This is a genomic window from Terriglobia bacterium (genome assembly GCA_035712365.1).
In the GTDB taxonomy this organism is placed as follows: Bacteria; Acidobacteriota; Terriglobia; order UBA7540; family UBA7540; genus SCRD01.
In genome coordinates, this window is the sequence record DASTAW010000009.1 from 31,525 (window position 1) to 45,762 (window position 14,238).

17 protein-coding genes are annotated in these 14,238 nt (G+C 57.5%); 13 read left to right on the forward strand and 4 right to left on the reverse strand.

Annotated elements, in window-relative coordinates; genetic code table 11:
* Positions 1-62: 62 nt before the first annotated feature.
* Positions 63-545 (forward strand): redoxin domain-containing protein, encoded by a 483-nt coding sequence (locus VFQ24_03310; GenBank protein ID HET9177363.1) that lies wholly within the window; start codon positions 63-65, stop codon positions 543-545.
* 128 nt (positions 546-673) lie between these two features.
* Here VFQ24_03310 and VFQ24_03315 read toward each other — a convergent pair whose 3' ends face one another.
* Positions 674-997, reverse strand: coding sequence for a hypothetical protein (locus VFQ24_03315; GenBank protein ID HET9177364.1), 324 nt, complete (start codon positions 995-997; stop codon positions 674-676).
* Between the two features lie 675 nt (positions 998-1,672).
* Here VFQ24_03315 and VFQ24_03320 point away from each other — a divergent pair.
* Together VFQ24_03320 and rfbD are read left to right on the forward strand one after the other, a co-directional pair.
* On the forward strand, positions 1,673-2,203 hold the full coding sequence (locus VFQ24_03320) for a hypothetical protein (protein ID HET9177365.1): 531 nt from the start codon (positions 1,673-1,675) through the stop codon (positions 2,201-2,203).
* Positions 2,204-2,283: 80 nt separating this feature from the next.
* Complete coding sequence (rfbD, locus tag VFQ24_03325; protein HET9177366.1) at positions 2,284-3,129, forward strand: dTDP-4-dehydrorhamnose reductase; 846 nt, start codon at positions 2,284-2,286, stop codon at positions 3,127-3,129.
* A 24-nt stretch (positions 3,130-3,153) separates the two neighbouring features.
* Here rfbD and VFQ24_03330 read toward each other — a convergent pair whose 3' ends face one another.
* The 3 genes from VFQ24_03330 to VFQ24_03340 form a co-directional block, all read right to left on the reverse strand.
* Positions 3,154-3,870 (reverse strand): MBL fold metallo-hydrolase, encoded by a 717-nt coding sequence (locus VFQ24_03330; protein ID HET9177367.1) that lies wholly within the window; start codon positions 3,868-3,870, stop codon positions 3,154-3,156.
* Between the two features lie 155 nt (positions 3,871-4,025).
* Entirely contained in the window at positions 4,026-5,789 is a 1,764-nt protein-coding gene (locus VFQ24_03335) for a chloride channel protein (protein HET9177368.1), read from the reverse strand.
* Positions 5,790-5,805: 16 nt separating this feature from the next.
* Entirely contained in the window at positions 5,806-6,252 is a 447-nt protein-coding gene (locus tag VFQ24_03340) for a MarR family transcriptional regulator (protein ID HET9177369.1), read from the reverse strand.
* A gap of 150 nt (positions 6,253-6,402) precedes the next feature.
* Between VFQ24_03340 and rplM the strand changes: the two genes are divergently transcribed.
* The 10 genes from rplM to VFQ24_03390 form a co-directional block, all read left to right on the forward strand.
* Positions 6,403-6,837: a 50S ribosomal protein L13 gene (gene rplM, locus VFQ24_03345; GenBank protein ID HET9177370.1), complete on the forward strand. Its 435-nt coding sequence runs from the start codon at positions 6,403-6,405 to the stop codon at positions 6,835-6,837.
* A gap of 40 nt (positions 6,838-6,877) precedes the next feature.
* On the forward strand, positions 6,878-7,273 hold the full coding sequence (rpsI, locus tag VFQ24_03350; protein ID HET9177371.1) for a 30S ribosomal protein S9: 396 nt from the start codon (positions 6,878-6,880) through the stop codon (positions 7,271-7,273).
* A gap of 81 nt (positions 7,274-7,354) precedes the next feature.
* Positions 7,355-8,371, forward strand: coding sequence for a 30S ribosomal protein S2 (gene rpsB / locus VFQ24_03355; protein HET9177372.1), 1,017 nt, complete (start codon positions 7,355-7,357; stop codon positions 8,369-8,371).
* Between the two features lie 85 nt (positions 8,372-8,456).
* Positions 8,457-9,092, forward strand: a complete 636-nt coding sequence (gene tsf, locus VFQ24_03360) for a translation elongation factor Ts (protein HET9177373.1) — start codon at positions 8,457-8,459, stop codon at positions 9,090-9,092.
* 40 nt (positions 9,093-9,132) lie between these two features.
* Positions 9,133-9,849 (forward strand): UMP kinase, encoded by a 717-nt coding sequence (pyrH, locus tag VFQ24_03365; GenBank protein HET9177374.1) that lies wholly within the window; start codon positions 9,133-9,135, stop codon positions 9,847-9,849.
* A gap of 21 nt (positions 9,850-9,870) precedes the next feature.
* On the forward strand, positions 9,871-10,431 hold the full coding sequence (gene frr, locus VFQ24_03370) for a ribosome recycling factor (GenBank protein ID HET9177375.1): 561 nt from the start codon (positions 9,871-9,873) through the stop codon (positions 10,429-10,431).
* 136 nt (positions 10,432-10,567) lie between these two features.
* A complete protein-coding gene (gene rpsL / locus VFQ24_03375) occupies positions 10,568-10,945 on the forward strand; it encodes a 30S ribosomal protein S12 (GenBank protein HET9177376.1) in 378 nt (125 codons plus the stop codon).
* A gap of 60 nt (positions 10,946-11,005) precedes the next feature.
* Entirely contained in the window at positions 11,006-11,476 is a 471-nt protein-coding gene (rpsG, locus tag VFQ24_03380) for a 30S ribosomal protein S7 (protein HET9177377.1), read from the forward strand.
* A 173-nt stretch (positions 11,477-11,649) separates the two neighbouring features.
* Positions 11,650-13,806, forward strand: coding sequence for an elongation factor G (fusA, locus tag VFQ24_03385; protein HET9177378.1), 2,157 nt, complete (start codon positions 11,650-11,652; stop codon positions 13,804-13,806).
* 63 nt (positions 13,807-13,869) lie between these two features.
* On the forward strand, positions 13,870-14,238 hold a 369-nt coding region (locus tag VFQ24_03390), incomplete at its 3' end, for a GTP-binding protein (protein HET9177379.1).

The window sequence follows — 14,238 nt, forward strand, 5'->3', positions numbered from 1 at the left end:
CCTATTCGACCGCCGAGTGCAGGCCGCCTCGTACGCCACCAGATTCCTGAGAGGAGATATAGATGCCACTGAACGTTGGAGATACGGCGCCGGATTTCAATCTTAAGGCGGCGATCGGCGATGAGCAGGAGGAGTTCAAGCTTTCCAATCACCGAGGCGAGAGGGTCGTGGTGGCGTTTTATGCCTTGGACTTCACGCCCGTTTGACAGAATGAACTCTCGGCAATCCAGCAGAATCTCTCGAGGTTTGCCGAGTTGAACGCCCAGGTCGTGGGCGTCTGCACCGACACAGTTTTCTCCCACATTGCCTTTCAAGAATCCCTGGGAGGATTGAAATTCCCCCTGGCTGCGGACCGATGGCCTTATGCTGCCACGGCGCAGGCTTACGGAGTGTTTCCGCCGACCCGGCACGAAATCCCCTTTGTGAATGACCGTGCGATTTTTATTGTAGATAAGAATGGCAGGATTGCGTGGTCAAAGGTTTATGCCTTGCGGGAATTGCCGGACCTCGAAGAAGTTTTGAAGGCGTTGGCAGAAATTACCTGAAGCCAATTGCGTGGGCACGGGACGAAGTCATCGCATGGCGGGACAGGTGTGAACGACACGCGGCGCAGCGGGGAAGTGGGATGCGCCCCGCTGCCGTCGTGTCCTCGTTCAGAGGCGTCGCGGGCTCCTCAGCGGCTCCGGGCTTCCCTGCGGTCCTGGCGCAGGTCACGGGCCTGACGCCTGAATTGATGCCTAACGTGGCGCAACTGGCGCCGGTCTGCGCGCGCCTGCGGGCTTTGGGGTCCAAATTGCCTGACGTCCGAATGAAGTTTTACCTGCCGTCGATCGATCTTGCGCTCGTCATGCCGCAGCGCCCGGCGATCCTGCCGCCTGTCCACGCGATTGTTCACGGCTTCGGGTCCAGATTGTCCGCGGGCAAAGCTTGCCGGTGCAGCCGCGAACGTCCCAGCCAGAACTACAGTCAACAACCACTTGAGTTCGTTTCGCATCATCGTTGTCCTCCGTCGCATCCGGTAGTTCCTGCTACTGTTGATGAAACCCGCGGCTGCGGAAAAAGTTTCGGAGGGCAGACTTAATGCCGGTGGTCAGTTTGTGCGAACTTGCGGACGGGCTGGTCGGCGACTGCGGTTATCCTTTTGGGCACGGCGCAGATTAGGGTTTTGGCTTTTTGATTGATTCTGGACTTTCCTCGTTTGATGACGTTCGGCTTTGGGCGGCTTGGCGTGAGGATCCGACCGGCGAACTTCCGCCCGCATGTCCTGCCGGCGCTGCTTAATTCGGTGGCGCTGATCCCGCAATTCCCTGCGGTGCTGTTCTTTTACAGCCTTGCTCGAAGCCGCTGCTGGATTCCCGTCCTGGCACGGGGCAATGACTGCCGCAGGCACCATGAACAATCCGGCCAGAACCATGCACATAATCCACCTGAAGCTTGGTTTCATCAACTCCTCCTTGACATTGGGCAGGGCCCCGCTTCCGGCTGGTAAACACGCATCGCAGTCGCCCTTAACTACTCGTAATGCATATTTGTTCGCTTGCCCATCGCAATAGGCTTCCATAGCATAGGAACCCCCGGCAGGAAGAACGGGCGAACAGCGAATTCGGACACGTGCTGTATGATATTAGAGGGCGCGTCCAGATGCATCAACAAAAAGCCGGAAGGAACTGAGATGAAACTTGCCCGATATTGTCTACTTTCCCTCTGCTTGCTTTCGGCCCCGCTGTCGGGACAACAGACCAACCAGAGAACTCAGAACCCGTTGGTGGACGGAAAGCTGATGTACGTCGGCAAAATGCCAGAGAATCTCGATGGCTGGATTGTGAATGATCTCAGCGCATGGGGCAAATACAAGCCTACCCGCCAGATTGAAGGTGTGGACCTTGTGATGAAGGCTTACGAACCGGAGACGGAAGTCCAGTACAAGTTGCGGCGAGGCATCCCCCAGCCAAAGGAAGTGCCAAAGGACCGCCGCCAAAAGCACGTGATGTTTTCAATTATTGTGGATGACTGGGTCACCGGACACCAGGTGTGGAAGGCGGACATCATGCAGCAGAAGCCGAAACGTGAGGTCAGCAGTCCTCCCGGCACGGAGGTCGAGATTGGCGCCGGCGGGCTTTCAAGCCAGCAGGTTGCGCAGGCCATTACGCGAGAACTGCGCAGATACGTGGACCATCTGAGTTCACAAAAGGGACCTCAATAGGTTTTGCTTCTCCCGGATAAACCATCCGTGATTCTGATTGATCGATTGATGAGTTGAAGTTCAATAGAAGGGCTGAAGCGATGAACTTTGCTGTTACCGGCGCGACAGGATTGTTCGGCCACGGGCTCGTCGAGGTCATCAGCAAACGCCATACGGTGTTTTCGGTGGGAAGGGCCGAAGCGGATATCACAAGGTTCGAAGAGGTGCAGGCGCTGTTCCAGAAATTACGCCCTGACGTCGTGGTCCACGCCGCAGCCAATCCCAGTCCTGACGCTTGCGAAACGGATCCGGCGCAGGCCTTTCTGGTCAACGTCCATGGCACGCGCCATGTCGCGGAGGCAGCGCGAGAGGTCGGCGCCGGCGTGGCCTATATCTCGACCGACGCTGTGTTCGACGGCGAGAGTCTGACTCCTTATGTGGAGACTGACCGTGCCGTGCCTCCAACGGTCTACGGCCGAACCAAGCTGCTCGGCGAGCGACTGGTGGCGGCGCTGCCACGATATTGGATATTCCGTGTCTCTGTCCTTTTCGGCCCTGGAAAGGAGAACTTTATTGACAAGGGCCTGAGGGCCATGAAATCGGGCCAATCGTACGTAGTGGCTGAGGACCAGACGGCGAGCGCGCTGTACACACTGGACGGAGCTGAGAAGATTCTCGAAGTGGTTGAGAGGGGACCCTCAGGACTTTACCATCTCACCAACCAGGGGACCTGCAGCCGCTACGAGCTGGCCAGGTATGCGGCGGAGAAGGCGGGACTTGACATCAGCAGGCTTGCCGGTGTTCCAGCCGACCAGATGGGCCGTCCAGCCAAGCGTTTGAAATACGCTGTATTGGAGATGCGGGCTTTGCAGGAAGCGGGTTTTTCGCTGCTCAGGCCCTGGCAGGCCGCTCTCGATGAATATCTGGGGAGATTGCAGCCTTTTTGACGGCCTTAGCCCAAGTCCTTTGGCCTAATTCCCGTTTTTCATGAATTCGACATCGTGGCCCGGGAAGATTCTGGCGCCGAGATCCAGCACCTGCTGGCGATCCAGGCGGGCCTGTTCGCGATCGCGCGGAATCATCGTCAGCACGCGGACGTCTTCTGAGCGGCTGAGGCAAGCGTCGCCGGCTACGACGGTCATCTGCTCCTTCTCCGGGATGATTACCGACACATGCCCGGGAACGTGGCCCGACGTTAAGGATATTTTCAGCCCTTCCGGCAATGAATGAGATTCGAGCCAGCAGCGCTGAGAGGCGCGCCCAAGGCGCTTCCGGTCCCACCACCGCAACGTGAACTTGCGCATCTGGTGCAGGCGTTCCACCGCATGATCGTATTCAAGAGTTTGCGGATAATATTTCAGAATCAGCTTTTCCCATCGCTGGCTGTCCAGGAGGTCGGAGTAGAGAGAACAGCACCAGTCGTGAGATTCCTGGGTAGCGTAAATGGAGCTGCCGGCAAACAGAGAATTGTTAAGAACGTGATCGATGTGGAAGTGAGTGTTAATAATGCTGTCGATATCTGTAATATTAAGGCCGTGTTGCCGGAGGGCGTTCACAAGCAAGTGTTCTTCATGCGGCATGCCGGTGTCGACCACGAAATGGCGCCCCCCATTCGACAGCAGCACCGATGCGGCGCTGTGCCAACTGCCCGGCAACAGCGTTTCCACTTTCCAGCCTGTTCCAGCCATGAGGTCTGCCTTCTGCGACGTTGATTGTAACAGGAATGCCGCGGTTTGGCGCTGCGAAGAAAGGCTGCGGCGCATCTGCTGCGGAGGGGAAACCGTTGATAGACTCTTTGGAGCTATCAGAACATCGGTTCGATGCCTTCAGGTGGTGGGCGGTGTCAGGTTTTTGAGAGCTCCAGACTGCTCTTCGTGTATCCTGACGATCCGCTGTGGAAGAGATGGCGCTCCAGGGCGCCCAGAATATCGGTCCTGGTAACCACGCCCGCCAATTGACCGTCCTCTGAAGTGACCAGAAGGATATGCTGTCCGGACTGCTTTCTCAGCAGCCGCAGGGCTTCCATGACGTCACAATCGGCGGAAACCCTGGAGGCATCTTTCTCCGTAATAGCGGCAACTGGAGTCTGCGCCCAGAGCCGCGGGTCTACTTTCCAAAGCGACCACAGGGCCGCCGTGCCCAGCAAGCGTTTTCCTTCATAAACGGGAAATACGGTGTGGTGCGCGTGGTTTTGGGCCGCATTCGCCAGCGCCTGCAGGTTGGATGACGCCTGGAGGGACACCACGTTTTCCTGCATCACACGGCGAACCGGAACGTGACCGAGTTCCTGCATTCGGACGCCTTCATGGAGGCGCTGGTCAGCTGAGACGGACGCTTCTCCTGACACCGCGTATGCAACGGCCGCCCCCACCAGCGCGGGTATGAGGAATGCGTGTCCACCCGTGGCTTCCGCCACGAAGACGACTGCTGCAAGGGGAGTCTTGTAGCCACCTGCAATGAATGCTGCCATGCCGACCGCCGCGTAGAGGTCTGGCGAGGGGCTGTGAACAAGGGCCTGGTTGAACGCAGTCCCAAAAGAGGCCCCTGTAAGGAAAAGCGGCACAAACATGGCGCTGACGCCGCCACTTCCCAGCGAAAAGAGTGTTGCGCCAAGCTTGAATACTCCAAACAGGGCCAGCTCGATGGTGGTGTGGCGGCCCAGGAGAATCTTGCCCACCGCTTCATAATTGGGCCCGATGGGAATCAGCGAGCCCTTGAAAATCAAAACAAACGTCAGGCCGCACACGCCGGTCAGCAGGCCTCCCATCGCCAGCTTGATCCAGTGGGCGGCAGAAAAGTTGACGACAAAGTTCCGAAACCGCCGGTAAGTGATATCGAAGGCCATAGCGATGAGCCCGCATAAGGCCCCAAGCACGGCGGACCAGAACAGGTCTTTCCGCGAAAATGATGAGGTCCCGGCAAAGTCGAACAGAGGGCGCGACCCGAGAAATGAAGCCAGAGTTCCGTAGGCAACAACCGAGGCAATGAGCGATGGCACAAGCGCCTCATGGGCCAGGTCGTCCTTGTATGGCATCTCGAGTGCAAACACCAGGCCGGTGAGCGGAGCGCGGAAGACCGCGGCCATGCCGGCCGCAGCTCCACTGATCAGCATGATGCGCTGATCGCGCGGTTCAAGCCTGAATCTGCGAAGCTTCCCCCACAGCCACGAGCCGATGGCGCCACCGCCGTAAATGCTGGGGCCTTCGAGCGCCGCGCTCCCTCCCAGCCCAACCGTGGTGATAGCGGCGGCTATCTTCGGCAGGAAATTCCGCATGTTGATATCGCCCTGATGCTCGTGATAGGAACGGATGATTTCCTCGGTTGAGTGCTCGTTGGGATTTGCAACAAAGCCCTGCATGATCAGCCCGGTCACCACGAAACCAAAAAGCAGGACTGGAATGATGGCCCAGTGATGGTGAAGGAGGTAGGCAAGAATCGGCGGCCACATCAGGTGCAGAATAACGATCGATATTCCTGTGATGATAAGCCCCGTGAGCAGGCCGATGACAGGCGCCACGAACAGCCATTTGTGGAGGTCACGGGAATACGTAGCGGCCAGGTCCTGACGCAACACTCCTGTATACTTTCGCAGTCGGGAATGGTTCACGAGACTTTTCACTTTCTTAGTCATGGCCGGCAAGCAAATCCCTGAGATTCGGGCTTCCAATCCGAAGCTTCCGGATCTCCTTCTGGTGAAGCTCGGTCAGCGTGTTCAGCAATCTTTCACCTTCAGGCAGAATGAAAACCTGCACGATGCGGTGGTCGCTTTCGGACCGGCTCTTTCGGACGAGTCCGTGGCGTTCGGCTCGCTGGACCAGTCCGACAACAGCGTTGTGGCGCTCCTGCAGAAATTCAGCAAGCTCTCCGATGGTAGCCCACCCCCTGCCTGTAAAACCTGCTATGCCAAGCAGGAGCTGGTGCTGCTGCGGCGTTAGACCGGTTGAGCGGGCGGCCCTTTCACTGAAGCGGAGGAATTTTCGGAGCTGATACCGAAAGTCCGCCAGACGGCGAAGGCCTCGAAGTCCGGTGGTCGCCTGAAGATGGTCCGCCGGGGAGCCCGATCGCTTCATAGCGCAAGTATATCACATCGTGATATATTAGGCGAACCGGATGGCAGCCCCGCAGGAGCGGGTTTTTACTGAAGAGCTAGGTTGACAAGTAGAGCGAAACTAGGTGAAGATAGAAAGGTTCACCCATTTGAAATTAGGGAAATAAGAGAATTGAATACGCACTTTCAGAAAAAGGAACGAGGAAGAATCCGCTGGCACTTGGTTGATGCTGAGGGGGTCGTCCTGGGGAGGCTTGCTGCGCGCACCGCGCGGATTCTGATCGGGAAAGAATCGCCGGACTGGACCCCGTTTTCGGACCACCGCGAAGGTATTATTGTTGTTAACGCCGAAAAGGTACGTTTGACCGGGAGAAAGCTTGAGCAGAAGGTTTACCGGCACTACACGGGATATCCGGGTGGGCTGAAGGAAATTTCCGCTCAACGGATGCTGGAGACCAAGCCGGAAGAACTTGTACGCGAAGCCGTCCTGGGAATGCTTCCCAAGTCTCGTCTGGGAAGCCGGTTGGCGACACGACTCAAGGTCTATGCTGGTCCAAGGCATCCGCATCAGGCACAGAATCCTGTGCCGGCCCGCCTGGCGGTTTAGTAACGATCAAGACATCAATAGCAATACATGAGGAGAAGGTGTGGCTGAATTGAGTCAATTTTGGGGTACCGGACGAAGAAAGACTTCGGTTGCGCGGGTAAGGCTTTCCCCCGGCACGGGAAAAATTCAGGTAAATCGCCGTTCCTTTGAGCAGTATTTCCCCTCCGAAGCGTTGCGTGCCGAGGTTCGCCAGCCGCTGGTTTTTACGGAGAACGACGGCAAATTTGATATTATGGTAAATGCCCGGGGTGGAGGGATTCACAGCCAGGCGGGAGCTGTCCGGCTGGGTATCTCCCGCGCACTGATCCTGTTTGACCCCGAGTTGCGTCCCCGCTTGCGACAGAGCGACTTCCTTACCCGCGACCCGCGCGCCAAAGAACGAAAGAAATACGGCCAGAAGGGTGCGCGCAAGAGGTTCCAGTTCTCGAAGCGGTAACACAGAGATTGAGGGGCCCAGGCGCCTGCCTTCGACTGCGGGCCGGTGAACGCCCCTGATTTTTATGGCGTTGGAGGAGATTTGTCGACGATCACGATGAAGGAGTTTCTGGAGGCCGGAGTCCACTTTGGCCACCAGACCCGCCGCTGGAACCCCAAGATGAAGGAGTATATCTATGGGGAGAGGAACGGCATTTACATTATCGATCTCCAGAAGACCCTCAAGCTTTTCAAGGAGGCGACCAAGTTTCTTGCCGACCTCGCCCACAACGGCAGGGTGATTCTGTTTGTGGGAACAAAGCGGCAGGCGCAGGAGGCGGTGGCGGAAGAAGCGCAGCGATGCCAGATGTTCTATATCAACCACCGCTGGCTTGGCGGGCTGCTGACGAACCATACGACCATCCAGAAGTCGATCCAGCGTCTGCGCGAGCTGGAGGAGATGAGCAGGGACGGAAGGTATGACCTTCTGACCAAGAAGGAGGTTCAGCGGCTGGAGCGTGAACGCAAGCATCTGGACCAAAACCTGGCCGGCATCAAGGATATGCCCGGACTGCCCGACGCTCTGTTCGTGATCGACTCCAACAAGGAGGAGATCGCTGTCCTTGAAGCCCGCAAACTGGGCATCCCGGTTGTGGCGATTGTTGATACAAACTGCAATCCGGAGGTTGTGGATTACGTCATCCCGGGTAATGACGATGCGCTTCGGGCCATCCGGCTGTTCACCTCGCGGGTTGCCGATTCCATCCTGGAAGGTAGGCAACTGGCGCTTGAAAAGCAGATGGAAGAAGAAAAGATCGCCGCAGAAAAGGCTGCCGAGGAGCTGGAGGCCCGCCGACAGGCGGAAGCGATTGAGGCGAGTGAACTAATTGTGGGCGAGGCGGACGTGTCCTTCGATATCGCCGAGGAGGACTACGACAAGTATCTTAAACTCGAGGAAAAAGAGGCGGAGCAGGAAACTTCACGCCCCGCCGTGGGAGGAGATGAGGAGGATTCCCAAGGGCGCGCGCGGCCCAAGAAGCGTCAGAAATTTGCGAGCAAAGCTCGAACCCGGCATGGGGACGAAGGCGACTCCGACGCGCGTAGCCTTGAAAGCGAATAGGTATTTAGAAGATGACGCTCCGATAAGGTAGGCAGGCTGAGTCGCACTGCCTACCTTTTTCGCGTCTGGAGGGTGAGGGGACAGGATGGCGGTTTCACTGGATACAGTCAAGAAATTGCGAGAGATGAGCGGCGCTCCCATGATGGAGTGCAAGAAGGCCCTGGACGAAGCCGGTGGCGACTTGGAGCAGGCGTTCACGGTCCTGCGCAAGCGGGGCCAGGCTGCGGCGGCCAAGAAAGCCAGCCGGGCTGCTACTGAAGGTTTGGTGGGTTCCTATATCCACGCCGGCGGAAAGATCGGCGTGATTATCGAAGTGAATTGTGAATCCGATTTTGTCGCCAGAAATTCAGAGTTTCAGCAACTGGTTCACGACCTGGCCATGCAGGTTTGCGCCACGGACCCCCGATTCATCCGCCGGGAAGATGTGGGACCGGACGTGCTCGAGCGTGAACGTGAAGTCCTGCGGGCACAGACGGCGGAGAGCGGAAAGCCCGAAGAGGTGGTAAACCGAATTGTCGAAGGCAGGCTGCGAAAGTTTTTTGAAGAGAACTGCCTTTATGAGCAGCATTTTATTAAAGACGGCACCGGAAACGTCACGATCGAGGAATTGATTAATTCCCGGATCGCCAAATTTGGCGAAAACATCCTGGTCCGCCGCTTCGCCCGCTTCAAAGTGGGCGAATCCGTTGGCGAGGCCGATGTGGAAGGGTCCGCGATTTGAGGCCCGTGCCTGAAGCCGCACGGAAGGACGTCATTGGCATATGAGCGAACCTGCCTTTCACCGAATCCTGCTGAAGCTGAGCGGGGAAGCGCTCATGGGTGAGCGCGGCTTTGGAATCGACCCTGCCGTGGCGTCCCGGATTGCTTCCGAAGTGAACGAAATTCAGCAGATGGGCGTTCAAGTCGCCATTGTGGCAGGTGGCGGGAACTTCATCCGCGGAGTTGTGGCTTCACAGAACGGAATCGATCGGGTGGTCGCTGATAATATGGGCATGCTGGCGACCATTATCAACGCGCTGGCGCTCCAGGACGCGCTGGAGAGAGCGGGGTCCCCGACGAGGGTTGTTACGGCGATCGAGGTCCGTGAAATTGCGGAACCGTTTATCCGGCGTCGCGCCATTCGCCACCTTGAAAAAGGTCGCGTGGTCGTTCTGGCTGGAGGGACGGGGAATCCTTATTTTTCCACCGATACCGCCGCGGCGTTGCGGGCCATGGAGATCAGGGCGGACGTCATTCTCAAGGCCACCAAAGTGAATGGCGTCTACGACGCAGATCCCGCGAAGGTGGCTGATGCCAAAATGATCACCAGGATCAACTACCTGGAAGTCCTGTCGCGCGGCCTCGCGGTGATGGACACCACAGCGATTTCGCTTTGTATGGACAATCATCTGCCGATCATTGTTTTCAATCTCACGGTGCCAGGCAACCTGAAGCGAGTGGTGATGGGCGAAAAGATTGGTTCACTCGTGGCGGCGTAGCCTGGTCAGGCAGGCGTTATCATGATCAATGAGACGACGGCTAACACGAAAGCGAGGATGACCAAGGCGCTGGAGGACCTGAGACAGGAACTGTCCACGCTTCGCACCGGCCGGGCGAGCGTGGGGATTTTCGACCACCTCCGCGTCGAATACTACGGTGTGCCGACTCCCCTGAATCAGGTGGCTACCCTTGCAACACCGGAGCCCAGCCTGGTGACCCTGCAGCCGTGGGACCCAACCGTGCTGGCAGTGCTGGAAAAGGCGATCCGAACCTCTGATCTGGGGCTAAATCCGGTGAATGATGGCAAGGTCCTTCGGGTGCCGATTCCGCCGCTTACGGAGGAGAGGCGCAAGGAGCTTGTGAAGCATGTCCACAAGGTGCTTGAGAACCACAGGGCGGCCGTGCGGAACATTCGCCGGGATGCGAATGAAGAACTGAAGCATCTATTGAAGGATAAGAAAATCTCGGAAGACGATGAGCGACGCGCCTTGGAGGCGATCCAGAAGCTTACCGACGATTTTGTGAAGAAGCTCGATGACCAGGGAAAGACCAAGGAAACCGAAATTCTGGGCGGGCATTGAGAACTTAAACCCGTTGAAACCTTGACACCCGAGACCTGTTTCGTGGTAGATTTAGAAGGTTTGAGTACATTTTGATTTTTCTTAAGGCGTGGAGGGTCGCAAAAGTCGATTGCGGCAGTGCCATGCGGAGTTAAGGATGCCCACATTCAACCAGTTGGTTCGCCGCGGACGCAAGGTGGAGCGGTACAAAACGTCGAGCCCCGCGTTGCAGGGTTCGCCCCAGAAACGAGGAGTGTGCATCCGTGTTTACACCCAGACCCCGAAGAAGCCGAACTCGGCCCTGCGAAAGGTTGCGCGAGTGCGCCTGACCAACGGGTTTGAGGTGACGACCTATATTCCTGGAGTGGGTCACAACCTCCAGGAACACTCGATTGTCCTCATCCGAGGCGGGCGCGTTAAGGACCTGCCTGGCGTTCGCTATCATGTGATTCGCGGAACGCTGGATTCAGCGGGAGTCACAGACCGGCGCCAGGGACGATCAAAATACGGCGCGAAGCGCCCAAAGGCTTCCTGAGCGTTTCCCTGTTGGATTGGAAAGCTCGCTGGGGAATGCAAAGGAGAATGAAAAACCGATATGCCGCGTAAAGGGTACGTCGAACGACGGGAGGTGAAGCCGGATCCGCTGTATGTGAATCCGCTGGTGCAGAAGTTTGTGAACTGCATCATGTACGACGGCAAGCGGTCGACGGCGCAGCAGATTGTCTACGAGGCCCTGGGCTTGATCAAAGATAAGACGAATGACGACCCGCTGAAGGTTTTTAAAAAGGCGCTGGAGAATGTGAAGCCGGCGCTGGAAGTCAAGAGCCGCCGCGTGGGTGGCGCGAATTATCAGGTGCCGGTCGAGGTGAACCGAAACCGGCAGACTTCACTGAGCATCCGCTGGATTATTGGTTATGCGAGATCGCGCGGAGAGAAGTCGATGGTGGAAAAGCTTACCGGTGAACTTCTGGACGCATCGAATAACCGCGGGGGCGCTGTCAAGAAGCGGGATGACACGCACCGCATGGCGGAGGCCAACAAGGCCTTTGCTCATTACCGCTGGTAATCCCTGATCATCGGGGTCAACATGGACAGGGCGGGATGTGGTTCGGCCTCGAACCGCGATCCGCTTTGTGGGTCGTATCCAGCGACCCTCAACGCCAACTGGATTTACGCGGGCGCGACCTTCTCCTTCCGAAAGGAGGAGAAGCGCGGGATTCTCTGTCGTGCGATAAGAGTATGCCAAGGCAAGTGCCGTTAAACAAAACTCGGAACATCGGCATCATGGCTCACATTGATGCCGGTAAGACCACTACCACGGAGCGGGTCCTCTTCTATACAGGGATCACGCACAAGATGGGCGAGGTGCACGAAGGCACCGCCGTCATGGATTGGATGGAGCAGGAGCAGGAGCGCGGGATCACGATTACCTCGGCCGCCACCACCTGTTTCTGGAATAACTACCGGATCAATATTATCGACACGCCGGGACACGTAGATTTTACGGTGGAGGTTGAGAGATCGCTCCGGGTCCTTGACGGAGCGATTGCTATTTTAGGCGCTGTGGAAGGTGTTGAACCGCAGACAGAGGCGGTCTGGCGGCAGGCGGACAAATATCGCGTCCCCCGCATGGTTTTTGTCAACAAAATGGACCGCACTGGCGCCGACTATGAAGCCTGCATCAGTCAACTGCGCTCGAAAGTTCATGCCAATCCGATACCGGTCCAGTGGCCGATCGGGTCAGAAGACAACTTCCAGGGTGTGGTTGATCTTGTCCAGCAGAAGGCGTTCATCTGGAAAGAAGAGACTCTGGGAGCCAAGTTTGACATCGAAGATATTCCGGCCGGCCTTGTGGAACTTGCGCGGCAGCGCCGGGAAGAGATGATTGAGTCCCTCGGCGAGGCCGACGATCACATTCTCGAAAAATACGTGCATGGCGAGGATATTTCGGTCGAGGAGATGCAAGCCGCGATTCGACGAGCCACCATCAGCTTGAAGGTTGTTCCCGTCCTGTGCGGTTCGGCATTCAAGAACAAGGGCGTCCAGACCCTGCTGGATGCAGTCGTCACTTATCTACCTTCTCCGCTCGATATCCCGCCCATCGAAGGCGTTAATCCCACCAATGAAGAAGAAAAGATCGTCCGGAACGCGGCAGACAATGAACCATTTTCCGCGCTGGTCTTCAAGATCATGACTGATCCGTTTGTTGGCCAGCTTGCCTTTATGCGGGTCTATTCCGGATCGCTCAAGAGCGGTGACAGCGTTTACAACCCGCGGCGCGACCGCCGCGAGCGCATTGGGCGGCTGCTTAAGATGCACGCCAATAAACGCGAGGAAATCAACGAGGTCTATGCTGGCGACATCGCAGCCGCAGTGGGGCTGAAGAGCGTTTCGACGGGCGACACCGTGTGCGACGAATCGGCTCCGGTGGTTTTTGAAGCGATGGAGTTTCCGGCGCCCGTAATCTCGGTTGCCATCGAACCCAAAACGAAAGCCGACCAGGAAAAGCTTTCCGGCTCCCTCGCAAAGCTGATGCAGGAAGACCCCACCTTCCACGTGCATACCGATCCGGATACCGGCGAGACTTTGATTTCCGGCATGGGCGAACTGCACCTTGAAATCCTGGTAGACCGGCTGATGCGTGAATTCAAGGTCAGCGCGAACGTTGGGCGGCCCCAGGTGGCCTATCGGGAAACGATCGGCAAGGCAAGCGAGGCGGAAGGGAAGTACGTTCGCCAGACGGGCGGCCGAGGCCAGTATGGCCATGTGGTCCTCCAGATCGAACCTCTCTTGCATCCTGATCCGGCGGCAATCGCCGAGTTGACGAAGAAGAAATCCACCAGCCGCTTTGACCCCGATCTTCAGCTCCTGTTTCTTGATGAAATTGTGAGCGGTGTGGTGCCCAAGGAATATATCCCGGCGGTGTACAGCGGCGTACGCGAAGCGATGGAAGGTGGCGTTCTCGCCGGATACGAGATGACGGGAATCCTGGCCAAGCTTACCGACGGCTCCTATCACGAAGTGGACTCGTCGGAAATCGCTTTCAAGATTGCGGGTTCCATGGGGTTTAAGGAGGCCGCCCGGCGTGCCCGGCCGATCCTGCTGGAGCCGGTGATGAAGGTCGAGGTCGTGGTGCCTGAGGAGTATATGGGTGATGTGCTGGGCGACCTGAGTTCCCGTCGCGGGCATGTTGAGGGAATGGAGAGGCGAGGTTCAACGCAGATTATCCGGTCTACCGTGCCGCTCGCGGAAATGTTTGGGTATGCCACGGACCTTCGTTCCCGGACCCAGGGGCGCGCGTCGTACTCCATGCACTTTGCCCGCTACGAGCCCGCGCCGGCGTCGATTTCGGAAGAAGTTGTTGCTCGCGTCCAGGGACGGGTGGTTGGGAAATAGACGATAAATCAGGATCAAGGTTGAAGCTGAGAACTTTTCGAATTCAATGATGAGGCGATAGGTATGGCGAAGGAAAAATTTGACCGATCGAAGCCGCACATGAACATTGGGACGATCGGGCACATTGACCACGGGAAGACGACATTGACGGCGGCGATCACGAAGGTGCTGTCGAAGCACAATCCGAAGATCCAGTTTCGGGCGTTTGACACGATTGACAACGCGCCGGAGGAGAAGGCGCGAGGGATCACGATTGCGATCGCGCACGTGGAGTATGAGACGGCGAACCGGCACTACGCGCACGTGGACTGCCCGGGGCACGCCGACTACATCAAGAACATGATCACCGGGGCGGCGCAGATGGACGGAGCGATCCTGGTGGTGGCGGCGACCGACGGGCCGATGCCGCAGACGCGGGAGCACGTGCTGTTG

Bases quoted from the DNA above. Each gene is read 5' to 3' on its own strand.
- VFQ24_03315 (HET9177364.1), bottom strand. From the start codon at position 997: ATGATGCGAAACGAACTCAAGTGGTTGTTGACTGTAGTTCTGGCTGGG.
- VFQ24_03320 (HET9177365.1), top strand. From the start codon at position 1,673: ATGAAACTTGCCCGATATTGTCTACTTTCCCTCTGCTTGCTTTCGGCC.
- rfbD (HET9177366.1), top strand. From the start codon at position 2,284: ATGAACTTTGCTGTTACCGGCGCGACAGGATTGTTCGGCCACGGGCTC.
- VFQ24_03330 (HET9177367.1), bottom strand. From the start codon at position 3,870: ATGGCTGGAACAGGCTGGAAAGTGGAAACGCTGTTGCCGGGCAGTTGG.
- VFQ24_03340 (HET9177369.1), bottom strand. From the start codon at position 6,252: ATGAAGCGATCGGGCTCCCCGGCGGACCATCTTCAGGCGACCACCGGA.
- tsf (HET9177373.1), top strand. From the start codon at position 8,457: ATGGCGGTTTCACTGGATACAGTCAAGAAATTGCGAGAGATGAGCGGC.
- pyrH (HET9177374.1), top strand. From the start codon at position 9,133: ATGAGCGAACCTGCCTTTCACCGAATCCTGCTGAAGCTGAGCGGGGAA.
- frr (HET9177375.1), top strand. From the start codon at position 9,871: ATGATCAATGAGACGACGGCTAACACGAAAGCGAGGATGACCAAGGCG.
- rpsL (HET9177376.1), top strand. From the start codon at position 10,568: ATGCCCACATTCAACCAGTTGGTTCGCCGCGGACGCAAGGTGGAGCGG.
- rpsG (HET9177377.1), top strand. From the start codon at position 11,006: ATGCCGCGTAAAGGGTACGTCGAACGACGGGAGGTGAAGCCGGATCCG.
- fusA (HET9177378.1), top strand. From the start codon at position 11,650: ATGCCAAGGCAAGTGCCGTTAAACAAAACTCGGAACATCGGCATCATG.